This is a genomic window from Enterobacter cloacae complex sp. 372C4, from assembly GCF_050030615.1.
Lineage (GTDB): Bacteria > Pseudomonadota > Gammaproteobacteria > Enterobacterales > Enterobacteriaceae > Enterobacter > Enterobacter intestinihominis.
The window spans coordinates 231,351-251,408 of sequence record NZ_JBLGUQ010000002.1 but is presented as its reverse complement, the minus strand read 5'-3'; the positions used below and the strand labels follow the sequence as shown (position 1 = coordinate 251,408).

The following is a 20,058-nucleotide window of genomic DNA, read 5'->3' as shown; positions in this document are numbered from 1 at the left end:
TTTATTCTTCTCCAAAAATTCGCTGTGAAATGGCCTCTGCAAACTGACTCTGTCGCGGAATGCCAAACCAGCTGCACAGTTTCATAAAACGGTGATCGCTCAGGCTGTCACCCAGACCTATTACGGGGAAAACCCCGCGCTCAGCGCGAAGCTTTTCGAGCAGCCAACTGACAGCTCGCCCCTTCTCAACCGGCGTGGGGAGCCAGGCTACGTTATTACTGTTTCGATGGATGTAGAAACCTTCCGTTGAGAACACCTTTTCAATTTCATCAGCAATAGCAGTGAGCTCATCGAGGCGTGTGCTGTCCCGGTGTTTCATCACCATATAAACCGGAGTTTCATCATATTCATAGTTAAGCCTTGCCCAGGCCTTGATCCCCTTTGCGTCCATCATTTCAGTGATCAGACGTTGCATAGACTCTAACCTTTCCTGGTAGGGCGCTAACTGGTCGAGCATAAGGGCCTTCCATTCCTCGTCGGGCGTTCCCTCTGGCGTTAGAATGACGGCCCCATGCGTGGTGATTGCCCAGGAGCGGAAAGGGATCCTGACGCGGCTGATTTCTTCAGTTCCCCGAGCGGTAACAGGAATGAGTTCAGCCTGCTCAAGGAGCCAGTCCACCAGCATGGACTGTTCTTCTGTCATAAAACTTCGTGGATTCAGGGTGCGATCAACGGCACCGGTACGAAATGGCTCCAGGGCCAGCTCGTCTACCATTTTACGACGGGTCTGAAAGAGCGTGTCGTCAAGGTCGCTCAGAACAACGGGTTTATTCATAGGTAACAATCTCCACGACGGGCGCAACCTCAGCCAGCGCCTTAAGAAGCTGCGCGTCAATACTTTCTGCGGGTGTCTCAGTACACACAAGAATGCGGTCAAACTGCTGGTGGGCGACGTTATAGACAAAATTGGGGATGCCCAGCCCGTAGTTATCCGTAAAGGAAATGGCGGACTCAATGGCATAACCAACGGCGATAGGGGAGCGGGTGGTCGAACCGTAAAATGCCTTTGCCCCGGCAGCTTCGAGCCGTTCTGCAAGCAGGAACGGCTCCCAGACGAATTCCCCTGTCCCGAGAACCAGAACACGCTCCCCTTTGCGGACGGAAACCTCATGGCCGAGATCGGCCGCAGGTGCGAGCATCCCCAGTCGACCCCATGACTGTTTCCCCTGGATGTCCCATTCTCCGCGTGAAGTTACGTTGACTTTCGGCATGTCCGGGACCGGTGCATCTGGTAATGTGGTCCATCCCCACTGACCGCTTACAAGAGAAACAGAAGTGACGGGTAAGGTGCTGCGCTCGGACAAGGCTTTGCCACTCCAGTCGGTAAGCGTAACGGCGATAACCTGTTCAATATGTTGAAGCTTGCCGGTATTACGCAGGGCAGAAAGCAGGTTAATAAAGGTATTACCGGTGGTTGCCTCGTCATCAATCAAAACCAGCGTTCGCGCGTTGGTAACACGACGTCTTTTCTCTTCATCATCTGGCAGATAGATCAGATGATCAGTGGCGTGGCTGTGTTCTTCCTTGAACTCGCAAAGCAACGTGCCATCAACCGGGTGACGGGTAGAGGTCAGATATACAGATTCACGATGCTGGTGGCGCACTTCATCAAACACACCGGCCCCAAGCCCAACGGCGGTTTCAGCCATACCGATAAAGAGTACGGGCCCTGTCAGCGTTGCGGGGAACTGGCTGGCAAGCTGTCTATAGGCCTGCCGCATGACTGAGGGTGGCACGGGAATGTGTCTGCCGAGTACTTTGCTGACAAACAGAAAGGCGCGTTTCGGGTTACGTCTTTCAGCGATATCAAACAGGTCATCGAGCGAAACTTCACCCTGGTCGCGGGTTACCTGAATCGTACCGCATGAGAGGGTACGGCGATAAATCATATCTTCGAGGATGTCAGACATAAATACGCCTTAATTCAGAAGGTTAGAGAGTGATTCCGGGTATGCAATTACATCCGTAATGGATCTCACCGCAACCGGAGAAAAGGTGTTTTTAGCGCTCTGGCGCACCATATCTTCAGACATCAGACCGAGCTTAAAGGCAGCAAATAACCCAGGAAGGTTCACCCCGCTGTGAAGGGTATAACCCACCCCCCCTGACGGACGCATGTTGGTTTCAAGCAGCACCGGGTTGCCATTCACATCGTTTCGCGTCTGAACATTCACCAGCCCGTCGGCCTTCATAACACGGGCGCAGTCACACGCCAGTTCCCAGGCGCTTCCTTCGTTTACCAGATACTGGATAGCCCCTTCCTTACGGCGTCCCACGGCTGCGAGTATTTCGCCCTTATCCGCGAGGATATCGACGGAAAATTCCGGGCCTGGCAGGTACGGCATCAAAACAAGGGGTTTAAACGACTCAGCAGCTGATGCTGCTGCAATATACTGTTGCGGACTGACCAGACGATGTTCGGGATGATTAAAGACGGCCATAGGCGAAGCACTGTCATCAAAGCGCCAGAATCCCATGCCATAGATACCCGTCACCGGCTTCACGCATACCGGGCTGTCAGTGAACGGCGGGGCCGCGAGGTGTGTCTTTAATTCTGCCAGCGTATTCACCCGCCAGGATGGTACGACCGGGAGACCCTTTTGCTCCATAAACTGAGCAAAAGTAACTTTTTCGTCAGCCAGAGTTAACCAGTCGACGCCCGTTGCACCGGTAGTAAGGGTGGCACCGGTCGATTCAATGGCTGAACGGTGTTCTTCAAACCACTGGCTGTTACGGCCAGTATGAATATGGTGGATGCCGTAGGTCTGAATGGTTTCCTGAATAAACTGGAGACGTTTTTGAGGATCTTCAGGTTCAGTCAAAGAATAATCGGCAACGGAAAGGATTTCATTTCTTTCGTTACGGTGGGAGGCAAAAACGGTAATGGCAAAATTATTTTTTTGTGCAAATGATTTTACCCCCTGAATAATATCTCGCTGGGAGGACAAACCTTCCATAAACCAAATTTTTTTGTTCATTTTTTTTAATTATCCGGAACGCCATGCAAATTTATGATTGAGAAGTGAGTCTATGAGTGTCTACGCAACATGTCAATCATAATATGATTAATAACTCCTGAGGTTATGGAGTGTGCCAGTGTTTTTGTGTTCCCTGTTAAAGTATTGATATTTAATACAAGTCTAGAGATAAGGACATCCTAAAAAGGATTTCATTTTGTGTTTTTACAGAAAACTACCAAAATTTCCCTTGTCAGAGAACTTCATCATGATATGATTTTCTTCGTCAGTTAATAAACAACCCTTTGATTGTCTCGGTCATTACCATTTTAAGGAATAAAACATGGTTTCATTAAGTAAGAACCAGACGGTATCACTCAGCAAAGAATCTTCAGCATTAAGCCAGCTTCAATTCGGCCTCGGTTGGGATCCGATTAAGAAAAAAGGTTTTCTTGGCGGACTGTTAGGTGGCAACGACTCAATCGATCTCGATGCTGGCTGCGTATTAATGGACAGCACTGGTAAAACAATTGACACCATCTGGTTCCGCAAACTGGAATCCACCTGCAAAGCTGTTGTGCACAGTGGCGATAACCTGACCGGTGAGGGTGACGGCGACGATGAAGTGATTAAGGTCAACCTCTCCCGTCTGCCTGCAAACGTTGAATACCTGGCGTTTACGGTTAACAGCTTCCGTGGTCAGTCGTTCAATGACGTCGAAAACGCATTCTGCCGCGTGGTCGATCAAACCGGCAAAGAGCTGGCTCGCTACAAGCTGACTGAGCAGGGCTCACATACCGGGATCGTTATTTCTTCGCTGCGTCGTAATAACGGCAACTGGGACTTTACCGCCCTTGGCCATGCCTGTCGCGGCCGCACAATTGACGATATGCACTCCGATATCGTTTCAGCGGTTATTCGCTAATGAACCTGACGCCGGGGGGCAATGCCCCCGTTCCAGCCCAGGAGTTGCGGGTCCGGATCACCTCGGGCGGTCAGGTGGATGCTTCGGCGTTTCGCCTGTATGCCGACGGGAAGGTGCAGGGTGATGCGGACATGGTGTTCTATGGTCAGCCACGCAACGATGATGGTACCGTCAGCCTGGTCAGTGAAGGCCAGTACTCAACTTTTACTGTCGCGCTCAACCGGCTGAAATCTGATGTCCAGAAAATTGCGTTCACAGTGACCTGTGACGGTGGGCAGACGGTGTCCGGTCTTCGTAATCTTTCCATCGACGTGGAGCAGGGGGCTACCGGCCTGGTTAGCGGCATTGTCGAACTGAGCGGCCGTCAGGAAGCAGCCTTAATTCTGGGTGAGTTTTACCGTCGTAATAATGACTGGAAATTCCGCTTCGTTGCACAGGGGTTCAACGGTGGTCTTAAACCGCTGGCAGAGCATTTCGGCGTAAATATTGCCGACGAACCTGCTCCCGCCGCCCCGACCCCTCCGGTTGCAACCCCTCCGCCAGCTGAGACAAAAATCAGCCTGAGTAAGGTATCTCTGACAAAAGAGAAGCCAGCAATCAGCCTGACCAAACGGGATAACTTCGGTGAAATCCGGATCAACCTGAACTGGCACCGGGGCAGCGGCAAATCGGGTTTCGCAGGCATGTTCGGCTCCAAAGGAATCGACCTGGATCTTGGGGCATTTGTTGAGCTTCAGGACGGGTATAAATCGGTCATTCAGGCGCTGGGTAATGCATTCGGTAATTATCGCGATGAGCCTTATGTTCAGCTCAAGGGCGATGACCGGACGGGTGATGTATCAGACGGCGAGTGGCTGCATATCAATGGCCGGGAATGGAAGCATATCCGTGAAGTGCTGATTTACGCCTTTATTTATGAAGGTATTCCCAGCTGGGACAAGACTGATGGTGTGGTCACCATTCATGTGCCGGATCAGCCTCCCATTGAGACCCGCCTCACCGAAGGTGAAAACCGTCGCACATTGTGCGCCATTGCCAGACTCGTAAATGAAAACGGCGCGATTAAAGTCGAGCGTATCAACCAGTACTTCAAAGGCCAGGACGAAATGGACCGGGCATTTGGCTGGGGATTTCGCTGGAGCGCCGGTTCTAAATAACACAGCAACAAAGGAAACAGGTATGAGCTTTTTCGACAAGGTAAAAGGTGCCATAAACTCTGGCCGGGACGAACTGACCCGCCAGGTTGGTCGTTTCAAAAACAAAAAATTTATGCACGGCACCGTTGCTGTATGTGCCCGTATTGCCGTATCGAGTGACGGCGTGAGTTCGGAAGAAAAGCAGAAAATGATGGGCTTTCTTCGGTCTTCAGAAGAGCTGAAGGTCTTCGATACCAATGAGGTGATCGAGTTCTTCAATAAACTGGTTTCAAGCTTCGATTTCGATGTTGAAATCGGCAAGGGCGAAACCATGAAATACATCCTGGCGCTGAAAGATCAGCCTGAGGCCGCTCAGCTGGCCTTACGTGTTGGTATTGCCGTTGCGAAAAGTGACGGTAACTTCGATCAGGACGAGAAACTGGCCTCCCGCGAGATCGCTATCGCGTTGGGCTTCGACCCGGCTGAATTTGGCCTCTGATCCACATCCCTAAGGGTAAAATATGGTTTCCACACACATCGGCTTCCCGACTGAAACGGTCATTGTTTTCATTGCGCTTTCAGTCGGTGCCATCTTTATTGACCTGTTTATGCACCGTGATGACAAGCCCATTTCCCTGAAGAGTGCGGCGCTCTGGTCCGTATTCTGGGTTGTGGTTGCGATGGCATTTGCCGGTTTCCTCTACATCCACCACGGTGCTGAGGTTGCCAGCCTGTTTGTAACGGGTTATGCGCTGGAGAAAGTGCTGTCGGTCGACAACCTGTTTGTCATGATGGCCATCTTCTCCTGGTTCGCCGTTCCTGATCGTTACCGCCACCGTGTTCTCTACTGGGGGATCATTGGTGCCATCGTCTTCAGGGGCATCTTTGTCGCCATCGGTACGAGCCTGCTGAGTCTGGGGCCGTATGTTGAAGTTGTCTTCGCTATCATCGTCGCCTGGACGGCGGTCATGATGCTTAAAAGCGGTGATGACGATGATGAAATTGAGGATTATTCCCAGCATCTGGCTTACCGCATGGTTAAACGCTTCTTCCCTATCTGGCCGAAGCTCAGAGGTCATGCTTTCCTGCTTAACCAGAAGGAAGTGGATGCCGAACTGGCGAAACCAGAAAACAGCGATGTCACCATTGGCCGTGGTAAAAAGGCGGCGCTGTATGCGACCCCTCTGTTCCTGTGTGTGGCCGTGGTTGAACTATCGGATGTTATGTTTGCGTTTGACTCGGTACCGGCAATCATTGCCGTCAGTCGTGAACCGCTTATCGTCTATAGTGCCATGATGTTTGCTATCCTGGGCCTGCGTACTCTGTACTTTGTCCTTGAAGCACTGAAACAGTACCTGGTTCATCTGGAGAAGGCCGTTATCGTGCTGCTGTTCTTCATCGCGGCAAAACTGGGCCTGAATGCGACCGATCACATTTGGCATCATGGTTACAGCATCGCGGCCACAACCAGCCTGTATGTTGTACTGGGTGTTCTGGCGCTGGGCATTCTCGCAAGCGTCATGTTCCCGGGCAAACCTGAATCTGAGGAAAAGGGGAGCTGATCCCCTGAAGTGTTAACCTGAACAATTACTAATCGAAGAGGTTATTTTATGAGTGTTTCTCTTTCCAAAGGCGGGAACGTCTCCCTGAGTAAAGCAGCTCCGTCAATGAAAAACGTCCTGGTGGGCCTTGGCTGGGATGCGCGTTCAACAGACGGTCAGGACTTTGACCTGGATGCTTCAGCTTTCCTGCTGGCCGCAAATGGCAAAGTGCGCGGCGATTCAGATTTCATCTTCTATAACAACCTGACGTCATCGGACGGTTCCGTAACGCACACCGGCGATAATCGCACCGGTGAGGGCGATGGTGATGATGAATCGCTGAAAATTAAACTGGACGCCGTCCCGTCTGAAGTTGACAAGATCATTTTCGTTGTGACTATCCACGATGCTCAGGCTCGTCGCCAGAGCTTTGGTCAGGTATCCGGTGCGTTTATTCGCCTGGTAAATGACGATAACCAGACTGAAGTTGCTCGCTACGATCTGACCGAAGATGCGTCCACTGAAACCGCCATGCTGTTTGGCGAGCTGTATCGTCACAATGGTGAGTGGAAATTCCGCGCAGTAGGCCAGGGTTATGCTGGTGGTCTGGCATCTGTATGTGCTCAGTACGGTATTAACGCGTCCTGATCGAAAAGTTACTTTTCTTATCCGGGGCTGTTTATTCAGCCCTAATTCAACTGTTTGCAGGAGCTTAAAATGGCAGTTTCTCTCGTAAAAGGCGGCAACGTATCTCTGACCAAAGAAGCACCAACCATGAATGTCGCTATGGTTGGCCTGGGCTGGGATGCCCGTGTAACCGACGGTCAGGGTTTTGACCTGGACGCTTCCGTATTTGCAGTAGGCGAAGACGGTAAAGTGCTGTCAGATGCCCATTTCATTTTCTTCAATAACAAAACCAGTCCTGATGGCGCGGTAGAGCACCAGGGTGACAACCGTACCGGTGAAGGCGACGGCGACGATGAGCAGGTCAAAATCGATCTGACCAAAGTCTCAGCAGACATCAAAAAACTGGTGTTTGCCGTTACCATCTATGATGCAGAAGCGCGTAAACAAAACTTCGGCATGGTGAGCAACAGCTTCATGCGCGTGTACAACAACGACAACGGCGCGGAAATTGCTCGTTTCGATCTGTCTGAAGACGCCTCAACCGAAACTGCAATGGTCTTTGGCGAACTGTACCGCCATGGCGCTGAATGGAAGTTTAAAGCTGTCGGCCAGGGCTTTGCTGGCGGGTTATCTGCACTGGCAACCCAGCACGGCGTGAATATTTAATAATAAAAATAAACTCAACCCCGGTGCTGTCACCGGGGTTTTTTATAGGTGTTAGCACATGGCAAAGAAAAAAGATGATGGTTCAGCAGTAATACTACTTTTTATTGTGGCTTTTTTTGTGTTCCTGCCGTTTCTGATATTCGGGATGTTTTTCTACCGAAAGCTAAAAAGAAAATATTCAGCTATCCCCAACATTCAACGTGTATATGATATTGGCGTCATTTTTAAAACGTTAAGTGCCTCTATCGCAGTTATTGTGGTTTCAGCAGTGCTCGTTCTGCAACTCAGTGCGCTTCCCGTCAAATTTGTATCGCCAGAAATATCACATTATATAGCAAGAGTTATGTTCGTTCTCTATCCACTTGTAATGATCTGGCCAATGAAAAAAATGGCGGAACGCATCGCCATAGAATATTTCGGTATAATTTTTAACGACAATGACAGAACGATAATTCTTCCAGCAGATTTAGGCAATATGGGATTGGGTGACTGGCTTCGTCTCAAGTTTCTGAGCAGGATGGGTGAGCAAGACAGCATTGAGATTCGAAAAATATCGAATATCACACGCGAGAAAGGTGTCAACTTCTATATCCATGGTGATTTCGGATCCCGACGCATCAACTTTTCGAACAAGCAAAAGCGCGATGAGTGTATTTCAGCACTTCAGGCCAGAACCCGGGTAAAGGGTGGCAGAGACTACGGTTACTAAACAAGGAACAGAGTCATGCAATTACAGTCAGGTCAAAATATCCTTCTATCTTCATCATCAGTCACTCTTAATTTGCGATACCCGGTACGTCCCGGTTTTAACGGCGAACCCGACACCTGCGTTTTCATGCTCAACGCACAAGGTAAGGTGAGCGGTGATAACGATTTCATCTTTTTCAATAACCTGAGTTCACCGGAGGGGGCTTTAAAACTGACGGCAGGGACGCAGCAATCAAGCGTACATATTGATCTTAACCGCGTTTCCTCGGCTGTTCAGAAAATCGCCATAACCCTCGTGATAGACGGAAGCGATACTATTACAGGCTTGCAGAATCTGAATTTGCAGGCCTCCGGTATTGCATCGTTTGATCCCGAAACAGCAGGGCGCAGCGAGAAAGCTATTATCGTGGCGGAGGTGTATCGCCATAACGGCAGTTGGAAGCTACGGGCGCTTGGCCTCGGTTTCAACGGTGGGCTTGAGCCCCTGGCGATGAGTTATGGTGTTGATGTTGCACAGACAGCTCCGCAGCCAGCACAACCTGCTCGTATCAGTCTGGAAAAGAAGCTCGAAACAAAATCTCCGCGACTTATAAGTCTCGCTAAAAAGGCCTCAGTCAGCCTCACTAAAAATAAACTGGAAACCCTGGAGGCAGCAGTTGCGTTTGTTCTTGACGCGTCCGGCTCAATGAGTGGCCAGTTCAGTAAGGGTAACGTTCAGTCCGTGCTGGATCGCATCGCCGTCCTTGCCGCCCAGTTCGATGACGATGGCGAAATGGATGTCTGGGGCTTTGGAGAGAAGCATAAGAAGTATCCAAATGTCACTCTGGATAACCTTGACGATTACATTCAGACCATTCGTGGATCCGGAAAGCGTTCAGCCTGGGAAAATTTGCCGGGGCTTGGTGGGACTAACAATGAACCACCGGTAATGGAAGAAATTGTCGACTACTTCAAAGACTCAAAAATCCCGGTTTACATAGTGTTTATTACCGATGGCGGGATAAGCAAGACCGGAGCAATTAAGAATGCTATCCGGCGCTCAGCCAACTTCCCGATCTTCTGGAAATTTGTCGGCCTCGGTGGATCTAGCTACGGAATCCTGAAAAACCTGGATGATTTTACAGACCGCCGCGTTGATAACACCCATTTCTTTGCAATGGATGACTTCGGCTCTATCAGCGATGAAAAATTATACGATAACTTACTGGAAGAATTTAGACCGTGGATAGATGAAACAAAAAGGTTAAATATCCTTTAGCTTGCTTCCTGATAAAGCTTAATTAGAGGGCTCTGGCGAGAGACCCAGCCAGCTGGGTCTTAAAGGTATCAACGGCCAAACACTGGTCATGGACAACTGTGAAAGCTAGCCCCGGTATATTATTTAAAACGTTCATGTTGTGCGATTTTAGACCCTGAACGACTCCTTTTTTAAGCGGTGTATAAAAGCTTTTTTTCTGTCCCAACGAGGATGGAAGTGCCGCCAGTGGGCATCTTTGGCGGCTGCCAGCAATTCATAATCGCCCCGAGTGTCCCCCCAGGCTCGAAGATGATACTGATCTAATGGTCCGTAAATAGACTCCAGCCGGTTAATTTTCTGTATGCAACGACAATTGTGCCCTGTAATGCGCCCGGTCAGGATACCATTAACGCTTTCCAGCTCTGTACCGATGAGCTTGATCCCCAGTCGTTCAGCAAACGGAGCAAGTACAAGCCTCGGTGAGGCTGAGCAGAGTGTCACCTCAACATTGTTAGAAACTTCCGTTGCCACGGCCAATAGGCCTGATGCTCTCATCAGACGCCCCCAATAAAGGTTGCAATAGGCTTCAGCTTTCTCCTTGACCCACTTTTCCTCGATACCAGTGAGAAACGTTGATATTAAAATTTCTTTGAGTTCATCACGAGTTAGTTTGCGACTCAAACACCGCAGGGTAGGAAGAGCGAGTTTAACCAACCGGCGGGTGAAGACACTGTTACCGAAGGCAAAGCGCAAAAAGGGGATAAAGCTGTCATGTCGGGTAAGAGTTCCATCAAAGTCGAAAACGGAAAGAACCTTTATTTCTGCACGAAATGAATTATCCACAAGCAGCCCTTTTTGAATTAGATAAATTTTCCATATTTTATCATCTGACGAGGGTGACTCAAAGCATGTCAGAATTGGATTGGACCATGAAGATCTCGCAGTCTTACACTGCATCTTGTTATCCATGCCGTGGTCAACTAATTGTGGCCCACAACCTGGCTGTTCGTGGAACAGTTGTTCTGATTCATTTGGCGTTTAGCAACTGTTCTCTCTGGCGCTGCATTTAGGAAAGATATAATGGCGCTAAGCCATATTTTATGTAAGGGTATGATATGGTTCAGCGGATTTTCATTCACGATACTGACAACAGGATTTACCTATGACTATCGATACTGATGTAGCCCCCTGAAACACCAGACAGTAGCTGTATCTCCAGATAAGAGATAGGCTTGAATATATGTCTAACACTAACACCAATTTTGAGATGACCGGGATCCTGTTAGGGCAAGAAGTCCGTAAACGTAAAACTCCTCAGGAGAAGATCGCCATTATCCAGCAGACGATGGAGCCGGGTATGAATGTCTCCCATGTCGCCCGCCTGCATGGTATCCAGCCCAGCCTGCTGTTTAAGTGGAAGAAGCAATATCAGGAAGGCAGCCTCACCGCCGTTGCGGCTGGAGAGGAAGTCGTTCCTGCTTCTGAGCTTACTGCTGCTCTGAAGCAGGTCCGGGAGCTTCAGCGCCTTCTGGGCAAGAAGACGATGGAAGTTGAGATCCTGAAAGAAGCCGTGGAGTACGGTCAGTCGCGAAAATGGATAGCGCACGCGCCCTTGTTGCCAAAGGACGGGGAATAGCCATGGTCAGCCGGACCATGGGCGTGTCGCGTGCGCAACTGTCACTGCGGATTAACCGTTCTGCCGACTGGCAGGACAGGCGCTGTAACCGGCGTAATGAAGAAGCAGACGCAGAAATACTGTCGGCTATCCTCAACATTATCAGCGATATGCCGAGTTATGGTTATCGACGCGTGTGGGGCATCCTGCGCAAGCAACGTCGCACAGAGGGACAGCCACCTGTGAATGCCAAACGGCTTTACAGGATAATGAGCGAGCATAACCTGTTGTTGTTGCATCACAAACCAGAGCGACCGAAGCGTGAACATAAGGGCAAGATAGCGGTGGCAGAAAGCGATATGCGCTGGTGTTCAGATGGCTTCGAGTTCGGCTGCGACAACGGCGAAAAACTGCGGGTAACGTTCGCGCTGGACTGCTGCGACCGTGAGGCCATAGACTGGGCAGCAAGCACGGGAGGCTATGACAGTTCGACCGTGCAGGATGTGATGCTGAGGTCGGTGGAAAAGCGCTTCGGCGACAGGCTGCCCGACACAGCGGTGCAGTGGCTGACGGACAACGGTTCAGCATATACCGCGCATGAAACGCGGAGGTTCGCCAAAGAGCTGAATCTGGAGCCATGTACAACAGCGGTGAGCAGCCCGCAGAGCAATGGCATGGCCGAACGGTTCGTGAAGACGATGAAGGAAGACTATATCGCGTTCATGCCGAAACCGGATGTGAGAACAGCCCTGCGAAACCTTGCAGCGGCGTTCACGCATTACAATGAAAATCACCCGCATAGTGCGCTGGGATATCACTCTCCGAGAGAATACCGGCGGCAGCGGGCATCGTTAACTTAAGATACAAAAGCTGTCCGGAAATGGCGGGTCAAGATCAGAAAGTGGTACTTTGTCACTGGTATGATGTGACGGGTGATTCATATACTGCTGAAGATCTTACAGGGAATATGCCTCATGACGCATTTAAATTCCTTCAGTATAGGCTGGATAATATCGAGCAGGCTGAGGCATTTATCAAATACAGAAACCGTAATTATCAGTCCCGAGAAAATTCAGATTGGCCCGAACCGCCTGAAGGTGTAAAGCGTTACGTCATCAGAGCCCGAAGCTAAGTGAGCAACATTAAGCTAAAAGTTCAGTATGGAAATAAATAAATCATACTGAACAATAAATATAACTTTATGCATAACACTATGACGGTATCTTATTAGCAGGTGCTTCGGAAAAAAGTAACTTTCCAAAGGTAAGTAAGCGCAGCGGGAGATATGCTAACATGAATACATCACGGGGACAGTGCTGGATACTGGCCAATCCATAATTTGCATATGATTAAAATGTACTTAGATGTTGCAATACTGATGAATTGTGTTAAAAGATAGCCGTCGTTACCTAAGTTAAATTTTATGAAGTATGGTACTGTTATGGCTAAGAAAAATTTATACTCGGAAGAGATTGTGATTGCCAAAAAGCAACTCAATCAGCTATCCACGCTTAAAGATAAAGTCAGCCTGCTAACGCGTCAGTGGGAAGGTGATATTGGCAAAAATCTGCCTGGTTACACTGAGCTATATGCTCACGTGGAAAGAATTGAAAGACAGATTCATGAACAAATTGGTAGCTGGAAGAAAAGTCCTACAATGTAAGATTACGGCGATCCATTCTGAAGCGGTGTATTTGGTTCAAGAATGCATAAATAACATTCCTTTATAACTCAATTACCCGCTTTTAAATCTCTTTATTTTCAATCCCGCTCATCCATTTGAGGAACTTTGCGCGGAAGTTCAGCGGCATCATAAACTGTATGGGACAGTAAGAATTGCACTGACATTAACTGGTACAAAATGCAGGGCTATTGAATCCCTTCAGTGTACGCAAGCCTCACGTGTTCATCTACTGTAGCTTGGTTGCCGGGGATATATCGCGGAAAGTCCGACACGTCATTGGCATTTTTGACAATGAAAGAAGGGTATCCAAACTGCTCGGCAGCAATATCGATATAAAAAGTCATTCCTCCAGCACTCAGCTCACACCAGTAGTGGCCATGTCCTCCATACTCATTGAAAAGACCTCCATTATCTGTACCATTCCCGCCGCGTATACTTGCGACCATGCCTCTGAGTCGTGCAAATTTACAAACCAATATACATGCGAACATGCATGTTCCGGTTGTGTCACTTGTTCCAATTTCCTTAAGGTTCTCTTTTAAGGACTTATGGGCTTCTTCTGCAAGCTCCAGGATTGGCGTAAGAACTAAAATAGATGTCTTGTCAGTCACGAATAATGTCTCCGGTAAACAGAACAATGGTAAGGCTAGAATCCCGTTTAAAATAATTTTAGTATCAGGTAACAAGTACCTTGAACAAAGCACTTGATTCACACAGATCAATAAAAACCTTTCGAATAAGGAAAATACGAAAATTTGTGAAAGTACATTATCGAGTTTTAACATGAATCTATTCTGAGTCGCAAGGGTTTTCAGTTCGGACAGAAGGCTTCTAAAATTTCATGAAGTCGTCCAACCATCTTTAACTACTAGGTAACAAACCATAATTATTGATTTCATGAAAATAATTAAACTCAGAAATTGTGTTGTTGAGGTTATTAGAGATGGATATAGGATGTGGTATATTTGTTTGGAAATAAAAACAAAGGTTAGAACTCAGCTTTCGTACAATCTAGTTCAATCAAATTATGACGCTTAGGAGTATAAATGAGCATTAACGACAAAGATTTTAGTTCTTTAACAGTAGAGCAATATGGCTGGAATTTGGGGGTTTTTAATCATTCAACCCCATTTACATCACACTTTATTTATGTCTACGATTGTTATAAACAGTATGTTGGATTGATTTCCATTTCACAGGAGGATTTTAACACCACTAAAATTTCCACATCGTTAAGCATTCATATGTGTGTGGCAAAGCTAGGTAAAATCCTTAAGAAAATGTCAAATAAAAAGGCTTTGTCACAAACGGAAGAAACTGAATTGGCCCCTCTTATTATTAATTATGTAAAGCAAACGATGACTTTTAGGCAATGGGTAAGTCAATCAGAATTAAATCAACGCATGCATTTTCTAATTAATATCTACGGTTCTAAAGATGATAAAAAAGGGGAGGTGGTTCTACGACCATTAATTTCGAATCCAGATGCCTTAATTTTAACACCGACGGAAGTCATTGAATTGAACACGCAAGTTATTAAAGCTGATCGTATGCGACATCCGGAATGGTTCCGTTAAGCAGATTTACCGCATTCACCATTGGAACCTTCGCCAGTAAGAGCTCGATGGTAAAATTACAATCTGAGATGGTTCAAAACGGCTATAGAGTTTTGAACCTCAAACGGGAATATTTTCACATTCATCCTTTGAAAGAAAGTCGTGGCTAAAAGAACTGAAGTAACCCTATCAAAGCCAATTTTCCTAACGACCGGAGTTATCTACTATTTACCGGATAACATTATTTCATTTGTCCTGTCGAATACCATGCCAACGTAGATTCCGGGATGCAGATTTTTGAGGCGAATCCATCGGTAATTAAATCGAGCAGATTTGGGGCTAGTAGATTACACGGTGCTGGCCTCAGTGGTTCATAATGATGCTTCGGGTAATGAAGGCTGCTGAAAATGCCATGGGGCGCCCCTGAGGCTTTATCTGGGCCACAGAAAAGGTTAATCCACATCCGGAGGCGGTAGTCCACCGTGAAGCCGTCGATTTGCAACCATAAGTGGGGGGAGAGCACAAAATCACATCCCTTAACGGTAACTTTCCCAAGGAAGCGAAGATGTGGGATCTTAGCCTCCATCAAGGCATGGCTGAGCATTAAAGTATGCCCATCGCATTCCAGCTTTGCACTGTCTACCGCTAAAAAGGCATCATTAAGGTCAGAGAGATGTATAGGTGTGTTATTCACTGTTACCATTGTGTCTCTCAATTTTTATCCTTTGTCCTGAGATTTGCTATAGTTAAGTTAATATAAACGACTTTATCCGCAAATATTCCGCCAGACTCTCGCAAGCTAAAGCGTATGGTTTGATGATGGGTGCTGTGCATCATTTCAAGTTTAATATTTCTGTTTTCTTTTTGGTAGTCTTCAAGCGCTGATTCAGTGTGTTTACGAATATTCACAAATTTATGGTCAAAGCAGAATAACACCAGATATAGGTCAGGCGGAACGATAAATGACTGAGCAACAGAGTCTGAATACTTTGTATAAAGTTGAAATATTCCTTTTGTTATTACAGATTTTATTGGCACTTCGGTGGAATGTTCTTGTATTAACTTGGATTCGATAATGCAAACTCTCACACCTGAAGAGAAAATAGAAATATCACTTCGCCCGTTTGCGATCTGATCTTCCTGGACCACCATAAACTTTTTAAGTTCAAGGCTTGCTTTCAACCAGGTTAATAATGATGCTGTAAGGTTATTTTCATAAAACAGAATGTCGTTTTTCACACGATACAAATTACTGTTGCTGGTAATGTTCTGAATGCCAGTGAAAATAGTATTAGGCAGAAGGTCGATTGTCTTGCTTTTAACATCGTAATTATTAAATGAATCAGCTAATACACCTAGTTTAAAAGCGAGCGTCCGTATTTTTTCTGTATTTCCAAACTCAAGATGATTGGCTTGATGTTTAAGTGATCTGATTTTATTATATATATATTGTGTGTTTCTTTCACTTAATCTGACCTGCATAAAACTCTGGCGCATGTATTCTTCAAAAAGGTTCTGGAGCTCAAACAATTCTTCAATAATAGAGGTTAACTTATTTTTAGGTTCAAAGAACATTGAGTCTTTATTTTTAATGTTTGAAGCCAGTGAAATGATTTCATAAAGAGCATCGGTAAGCAGATGAAGTGGTTCAACTGTTTTTATAATGCCTTTTTCATTCCTATAAATCATAATGTAAGGCTGGTGACGTGAAAATAAATCCTGCAAGACATCTTGTGACACTGGCGTTGTAATGAAGAAAATAAGTCCCGGCTTAAGATCTTTGTTTTTCAAATGTTCTAATTTATCAATAAGTAATACTTTCCTAATCCCGTTCGCTAGAATTAGTCCGAATTCAGTTCGATAAAGATTCCAATTTCGCTTTGTTGATGTAATAAGGGATAAATCATAATTAATATTTACGAGGTTTTCATTGATTGTCGTAATTAAGTTATGAATGTAATTGTTGTGATAAGTGGCATAACTCATAATGCCAAACTTACTTTTGAGTTCGTTGATGTGTTCGACAAGTGTTTTCAAGTACGTATAAGTTGTGCTTTGAGGAACTTTTTGGAAATTGTAAGATGACCACTCTTTAGCTATATCATAGATAAAATCGCATTCTTGTGATTCAAGGAACTTAACCAAGCGATTTCTGGAACTTTTATTGCTGTTAAATTCTTCTTCAAATCTTTCGAGCTTTCTGCAAAAAATATGAACCGACAGGCAATGGCGACGTTCCTGCTCTAATAATTGATCATCCAGGAAAATCTCAGTATTTTTGTTACGACTGAAGATAGATATGGGGGCCATTTCCATTAGTTCTAACGCATTGAAATCATAAAATCTGCTCATTTATTTCGCCTGCATAGTAATTTTAATCACTAAAAGCTATTAAGCTTTTTCCTTTTTTAAACATACGAAAGCCTTTAGAAACACGATTTATACTAACGGGGCATCTAAATTCGTGATCTGTTCAATGTATTCAAAAGAGTATTGAACGCCTCATATGATATTTTCGCTCTGAAAGCGATTCCCCTAGCTTCATTAAGAGCCTTTCTTCCGGAAGCAGATTCAGGCGATTTAAGGTACTTTAAAAGTAACTTTTCAATCTCTATAGTTTTGTCATTCTGAAGTAACTGAGAGGCCATGATGGCTCCGAGCCTAAATTGAAGCTGAATATTCACTTCTTTGTGAAACTCCAGGTGCTGACGGTGGCGGTCAGCCAGCTGGCTTCCACGGACCCTGGCACGATACAAACGCATATAGTCGGCCATTTCGGCGGTATGGCGTTGACGATACCGGTTCTTGGCTGCATTGACTACATTGCGGTTATTCAATTTATACAACCGGTTTTCGCCAGCTACGCACTGGCGGCAGCGAGTCTTATGGCCATCCTTACTTTTACGGTCAATTCCGAAGTCTAACAAGCTCTTCAGAGTCTTGCATTTTCGGCACAGCTTACTTTCAACGAGTTCAGTCATGGGTATATTATGAATTGAAGTACTTCCCGAAAGTATACCCAATTCGACTATCCATTACAATTAAACGTTTTTGGGTTAACATAATCCTGATTATGCGCACTTAAGTTGTTAGAACCATTTAGTAATGTCACTTTTTATCCAGATAGAAACGTCACCTTAGAGTAAGCTAAACTGAATGCAATTCTAAGGGGCTCAACGCATGTTGGTGACCATGTCAGATAAAGAGATCCACCGCCTACCGGTGATACAGGCAGTTTGTGAAAAGCGTCTACGCCGTCGTGATGCAGCATCACAGCTTGGCATTTCAGAACGTCAGGCGCAACGACTTATCAATCGTTACCGAGTTTCTGGTGCTGAAGGACTTGTCAGCCGCAAACGCGGCCAGCCCAGCAACCGCCGGTTGACCGAATCTCTCAAACTACGAGTACTCACGCTGATACGTGAAAACTACAGTGACTTTGGGCCCACACTGGCCGCAGAAAAACTCAGAGAGCGCCATAATATCCGGCTTTCAATCGAGACCGTCCGCAACTGGATGACGTCTGACGGACTCTGGGTCCCGCATGCTCGCCGTAAGTCACGGGTTTATCAACCCCGACATCGGCGTGATTGTCTGGGTGAACTTATCCAGATCGACGGCTCCCACCATGACTGGTTTGAAGGCCGTGCGCCAAAATGCTGCCTGCTGGTCTTTATCGATGATGCCACCGGGCGTCTGATGCATTTGCGGTTCAGCGAGTCAGAAACAGCCTTTGACTACATGCTGGCAACCCGGGAATACATCGAGCAGCATGGGAAGCCGGTATCGCTGTACAGTGACAAACACGCAATATTTCGCGTCAGTGGTCCGGAGAAACGCAATACCACCGTTACCCAGTTCGGACGTGTGCTTTATGACCTGGCAATCGAGCTTATTTGTGCCAACAGCTCTGAAGCTAAAGGCCGCGTGGAACGTGCGAATCAGACACTTCAGGATCGGCTGATCAAAGAAATGCGTCTGGAAGGTATAACCGGCATTGAGGCCGCAAATGCCTGGCTTGCCACTTTCATCGCTGACTTTAACAGCCGGTTTTCACGACCGGCTAAGTTCCCCAAAGATTTGCATCGTCCGGTGCAGGAAAGCCCCGATGAATTAAGAGACATCTTTGCCTGGCATGATGTTCGTACCGTGTCGAAATCACTGACCTTCCAGTACGATAAGATCCTTTATCTCATGGACACCACAGAAGAAAATAGCCGTCTTGCCGGTGAAAAAATTAAAGTACTGGATTATCCCGATGGCACCCTCGCCTTCCTCTATGGGCACCGGAGCCTTAAGTGCCAGGCATTTGATAAGCTGGCCTGTGTCGACCAGGGGCAGATTGTTGATAACAAACGTCTCGGGACTGTACTCCGACTGGCTCAGGTAAAACAGGATGAGCGGGAAAGCGAAGGCAAACGGGAACGAAGCAAAAAATCGCCCAGCCGTAAGGCTCAGGTGCGCATCCAGGAACAGCTCCGGGCTATCAATCCCGTTCTGGCAGACCCGAGCTTGTTTGTGGCAAGTTCAAAGCGATAGAATCGACCATCAGTGCTGCAAAGTACCGGAACAGTGAGTCCCCAAAAGGATACTTGAGATGATTAAATTCCCGACTACAAAGCGCGTTGATTTGTATAAAACTGCTGTCAGCTCTGAGCAATTACATCTAGATCTGGTTGCGGCTCAGGAGTTCATGTTCGATGCCTGGGAAAATGATGACCTGGAAGTTGTGCTGAAACTCATCAGAAAAGCTATCAAGAAATCCCCGCTCTGTGCTGACGCATACTCATTCTACTGCGAGATATCTCAAGAACCTCCTGAGTCAAAAATCGGGAAGCTGGAGACTGCTTTGTACGCAGCCAGCATTGCACTTGGCGAGGATTTTCAGGAGTTCGCAGGACGTTTCTGGGGATTTGTCGAAACACGTCCATATATGAGAGCAAAAGCAGCTTTGGCTGAGGCCTTATGGGAGTCTGGTAATTTTTATCCGGCTATGGCTCATAGCCGCGAAATGCTGAAGCTCAACCCGAACGATAACCAGGGGATTCGTCATTTATTAGCGAACTATTACCTTGAGCTTGAAATGGTGGATGATCTGGCCTTGCTACTGGACGATTATCCTGGGGATATGCGTTCGTTTTTTCAGTATACACGCGCCCTACTCGCCTACCGACAGTCATCCCCGGATGCCGATGATATCGCTAAAGCTGCGATTGATTCTAATAGACACATCCCCGGCTTGTTATCGAAGTGCAGATTACAGATCAAGTCTAACAGTGGATATATCACGTTAGGTGGAATGGATGAAGCCATTTATTATGTGAATCATAATATAAAGCCTTGGATTCGCACCTCTGGCGCAATTGATTGGATTGTAAATAATTCATTAAGTAAAATATAAGGATT

General features: G+C 46.8%; 21 protein-coding genes. 14 read left to right on the top strand and 7 right to left on the bottom strand.

The window, feature by feature from the left end:
* Window position 1: 1 nt before the first annotated feature.
* From ACQG11_RS24335 to ACQG11_RS24325, 3 genes are read right to left on the bottom strand one after another with little or no spacing between them, the layout of a single operon-like run.
* Window positions 2-775, bottom strand: a complete 774-nt coding sequence (locus ACQG11_RS24335) for a hypothetical protein (protein WP_032610456.1) — start codon at window positions 773-775, stop codon at window positions 2-4.
* A complete protein-coding gene (locus tag ACQG11_RS24330; RefSeq protein WP_032610455.1) occupies window positions 768-1,910 on the bottom strand; it encodes a phosphoribosyltransferase domain-containing protein in 1,143 nt (380 codons plus the stop codon). Before ACQG11_RS24330 ends, ACQG11_RS24335 begins: the two co-directional genes overlap by 8 nt.
* Before the next feature lie 9 nt (window positions 1,911-1,919).
* On the bottom strand, window positions 1,920-2,978 hold the full coding sequence (locus tag ACQG11_RS24325) for an ATP-grasp domain-containing protein (RefSeq protein WP_015062980.1): 1,059 nt from the start codon (window positions 2,976-2,978) through the stop codon (window positions 1,920-1,922).
* Between the two features lie 322 nt (window positions 2,979-3,300).
* Between ACQG11_RS24325 and ACQG11_RS24320 the strand changes: the two genes are divergently transcribed.
* The 8 genes from ACQG11_RS24320 to ACQG11_RS24285 all read left to right on the top strand — a co-directional run bounded on the left by ACQG11_RS24320 (window position 3,301) and on the right by ACQG11_RS24285 (window position 9,818).
* Window positions 3,301-3,882 carry a TerD family protein gene (locus tag ACQG11_RS24320; protein ID WP_015062979.1) on the top strand — a complete coding sequence of 194 codons (582 nt, stop codon included), beginning with the start codon at window positions 3,301-3,303 and terminating at the stop codon, window positions 3,880-3,882.
* Window positions 3,882-5,039, top strand: coding sequence for a TerD family protein (locus ACQG11_RS24315; protein ID WP_015062978.1), 1,158 nt, complete (start codon window positions 3,882-3,884; stop codon window positions 5,037-5,039). The genes ACQG11_RS24320 and ACQG11_RS24315 overlap by 1 nt, the downstream gene beginning before the upstream one ends.
* A gap of 22 nt (window positions 5,040-5,061) precedes the next feature.
* Window positions 5,062-5,517 (top strand): tellurite resistance TerB family protein, encoded by a 456-nt coding sequence (locus tag ACQG11_RS24310; protein ID WP_000007448.1) that lies wholly within the window; start codon window positions 5,062-5,064, stop codon window positions 5,515-5,517.
* Between the two features lie 22 nt (window positions 5,518-5,539).
* Entirely contained in the window at window positions 5,540-6,580 is a 1,041-nt protein-coding gene (terC, locus tag ACQG11_RS24305) for a tellurium resistance membrane protein TerC (RefSeq protein ID WP_000255079.1), read from the top strand.
* A gap of 48 nt (window positions 6,581-6,628) precedes the next feature.
* Window positions 6,629-7,207, top strand: a complete 579-nt coding sequence (gene terD, locus ACQG11_RS24300) for a tellurium resistance membrane protein TerD (RefSeq protein ID WP_015062976.1) — start codon at window positions 6,629-6,631, stop codon at window positions 7,205-7,207.
* A 69-nt stretch (window positions 7,208-7,276) separates the two neighbouring features.
* Window positions 7,277-7,852, top strand: a complete 576-nt coding sequence (locus ACQG11_RS24295; protein ID WP_015062975.1) for a TerD family protein — start codon at window positions 7,277-7,279, stop codon at window positions 7,850-7,852.
* A gap of 58 nt (window positions 7,853-7,910) precedes the next feature.
* Window positions 7,911-8,561, top strand: a complete 651-nt coding sequence (locus ACQG11_RS24290; protein ID WP_032610453.1) for a hypothetical protein — start codon at window positions 7,911-7,913, stop codon at window positions 8,559-8,561.
* 15 nt (window positions 8,562-8,576) lie between these two features.
* The gene (locus tag ACQG11_RS24285) at window positions 8,577-9,818 is read left to right on the top strand and encodes a vWA domain-containing protein (RefSeq protein WP_032610451.1); all 1,242 of its coding nucleotides are present in this window, start codon (window positions 8,577-8,579) and stop codon (window positions 9,816-9,818) included.
* A gap of 147 nt (window positions 9,819-9,965) precedes the next feature.
* Here the strand turns inward: ACQG11_RS24285 and ACQG11_RS24280 are convergent, their stop codons facing one another.
* Entirely contained in the window at window positions 9,966-10,646 is a 681-nt protein-coding gene (locus tag ACQG11_RS24280; RefSeq protein WP_032610522.1) for an HAD family hydrolase, read from the bottom strand.
* Window positions 10,647-11,064: 418 nt separating this feature from the next.
* Here ACQG11_RS24280 and ACQG11_RS24275 point away from each other — a divergent pair.
* Window positions 11,065-12,272 (top strand): IS3 family transposase gene (locus ACQG11_RS24275; RefSeq protein WP_087776199.1). Its coding sequence is split into 2 segments (ribosomal slippage): window positions 11,065-11,386 and window positions 11,386-12,272, totalling 1,209 coding nucleotides; the frame shifts between segments, so codons are not numbered across the junction.
* Window positions 12,273-12,853: 581 nt separating this feature from the next.
* A complete protein-coding gene (locus ACQG11_RS24270) occupies window positions 12,854-13,075 on the top strand; it encodes a hypothetical protein (protein ID WP_032610446.1) in 222 nt (73 codons plus the stop codon).
* Window positions 13,076-13,281: 206 nt separating this feature from the next.
* Here ACQG11_RS24270 and ACQG11_RS24265 read toward each other — a convergent pair whose 3' ends face one another.
* On the bottom strand, window positions 13,282-13,881 hold the full coding sequence (locus tag ACQG11_RS24265) for a hypothetical protein (protein WP_015062969.1): 600 nt from the start codon (window positions 13,879-13,881) through the stop codon (window positions 13,282-13,284).
* Between the two features lie 261 nt (window positions 13,882-14,142).
* Here ACQG11_RS24265 and ACQG11_RS24260 point away from each other — a divergent pair, with 261 nt between their 5' ends.
* On the top strand, window positions 14,143-14,673 hold the full coding sequence (locus tag ACQG11_RS24260) for a hypothetical protein (RefSeq protein ID WP_032610444.1): 531 nt from the start codon (window positions 14,143-14,145) through the stop codon (window positions 14,671-14,673).
* Between the two features lie 220 nt (window positions 14,674-14,893).
* Here the strand turns inward: ACQG11_RS24260 and ACQG11_RS24255 are convergent, their stop codons facing one another.
* Together ACQG11_RS24255 and ACQG11_RS24250 are read right to left on the bottom strand one after the other, a co-directional pair.
* Window positions 14,894-15,355, bottom strand: coding sequence for a hypothetical protein (locus tag ACQG11_RS24255; RefSeq protein WP_015062966.1), 462 nt, complete (start codon window positions 15,353-15,355; stop codon window positions 14,894-14,896).
* An 8-nt stretch (window positions 15,356-15,363) separates the two neighbouring features.
* Window positions 15,364-17,004: a hypothetical protein gene (locus tag ACQG11_RS24250; protein WP_032610443.1), complete on the bottom strand. Its 1,641-nt coding sequence runs from the start codon at window positions 17,002-17,004 to the stop codon at window positions 15,364-15,366.
* A 314-nt stretch (window positions 17,005-17,318) separates the two neighbouring features.
* Between ACQG11_RS24250 and ACQG11_RS24245 the strand changes: the two genes are divergently transcribed.
* The 3 genes from ACQG11_RS24245 to ACQG11_RS24235 all read left to right on the top strand — a co-directional run bounded on the left by ACQG11_RS24245 (window position 17,319) and on the right by ACQG11_RS24235 (window position 20,053).
* Entirely contained in the window at window positions 17,319-17,576 is a 258-nt protein-coding gene (locus ACQG11_RS24245) for a hypothetical protein (RefSeq protein WP_103216141.1), read from the top strand.
* Window positions 17,577-17,844: 268 nt separating this feature from the next.
* On the top strand, window positions 17,845-19,191 hold the full coding sequence (locus tag ACQG11_RS24240) for an ISNCY-like element ISLad2 family transposase (RefSeq protein WP_076611902.1): 1,347 nt from the start codon (window positions 17,845-17,847) through the stop codon (window positions 19,189-19,191).
* 58 nt (window positions 19,192-19,249) lie between these two features.
* Window positions 19,250-20,053, top strand: a complete 804-nt coding sequence (locus tag ACQG11_RS24235; RefSeq protein ID WP_000589340.1) for a hypothetical protein — start codon at window positions 19,250-19,252, stop codon at window positions 20,051-20,053.
* Window positions 20,054-20,058: the final 5 nt, after the last annotated feature.

Excerpts from the sequence above, each read along its gene's own strand:
- ACQG11_RS24335 (WP_032610456.1), bottom strand. The coding sequence starts at position 775 with ATGAATAAACCCGTTGTTCTGAGCGACCTTGACGACACGCTCTTTCAG.
- ACQG11_RS24330 (WP_032610455.1), bottom strand. The coding sequence starts at position 1,910 with ATGTCTGACATCCTCGAAGATATGATTTATCGCCGTACCCTCTCATGC.
- ACQG11_RS24325 (WP_015062980.1), bottom strand. The coding sequence starts at position 2,978 with ATGAACAAAAAAATTTGGTTTATGGAAGGTTTGTCCTCCCAGCGAGAT.
- ACQG11_RS24320 (WP_015062979.1), top strand. The coding sequence starts at position 3,301 with ATGGTTTCATTAAGTAAGAACCAGACGGTATCACTCAGCAAAGAATCT.
- ACQG11_RS24315 (WP_015062978.1), top strand. The coding sequence starts at position 3,882 with ATGAACCTGACGCCGGGGGGCAATGCCCCCGTTCCAGCCCAGGAGTTG.
- ACQG11_RS24310 (WP_000007448.1), top strand. The coding sequence starts at position 5,062 with ATGAGCTTTTTCGACAAGGTAAAAGGTGCCATAAACTCTGGCCGGGAC.
- terC (WP_000255079.1), top strand. The coding sequence starts at position 5,540 with ATGGTTTCCACACACATCGGCTTCCCGACTGAAACGGTCATTGTTTTC.
- terD (WP_015062976.1), top strand. The coding sequence starts at position 6,629 with ATGAGTGTTTCTCTTTCCAAAGGCGGGAACGTCTCCCTGAGTAAAGCA.
- ACQG11_RS24295 (WP_015062975.1), top strand. The coding sequence starts at position 7,277 with ATGGCAGTTTCTCTCGTAAAAGGCGGCAACGTATCTCTGACCAAAGAA.
- ACQG11_RS24290 (WP_032610453.1), top strand. The coding sequence starts at position 7,911 with ATGGCAAAGAAAAAAGATGATGGTTCAGCAGTAATACTACTTTTTATT.
- ACQG11_RS24285 (WP_032610451.1), top strand. The coding sequence starts at position 8,577 with ATGCAATTACAGTCAGGTCAAAATATCCTTCTATCTTCATCATCAGTC.
- ACQG11_RS24270 (WP_032610446.1), top strand. The coding sequence starts at position 12,854 with ATGGCTAAGAAAAATTTATACTCGGAAGAGATTGTGATTGCCAAAAAG.
- ACQG11_RS24265 (WP_015062969.1), bottom strand. The coding sequence starts at position 13,881 with ATGTTAAAACTCGATAATGTACTTTCACAAATTTTCGTATTTTCCTTA.
- ACQG11_RS24260 (WP_032610444.1), top strand. The coding sequence starts at position 14,143 with ATGAGCATTAACGACAAAGATTTTAGTTCTTTAACAGTAGAGCAATAT.
- ACQG11_RS24255 (WP_015062966.1), bottom strand. The coding sequence starts at position 15,355 with ATGGTAACAGTGAATAACACACCTATACATCTCTCTGACCTTAATGAT.
- ACQG11_RS24250 (WP_032610443.1), bottom strand. The coding sequence starts at position 17,004 with ATGAGCAGATTTTATGATTTCAATGCGTTAGAACTAATGGAAATGGCC.
- ACQG11_RS24240 (WP_076611902.1), top strand. The coding sequence starts at position 17,845 with ATGTCAGATAAAGAGATCCACCGCCTACCGGTGATACAGGCAGTTTGT.
- ACQG11_RS24235 (WP_000589340.1), top strand. The coding sequence starts at position 19,250 with ATGATTAAATTCCCGACTACAAAGCGCGTTGATTTGTATAAAACTGCT.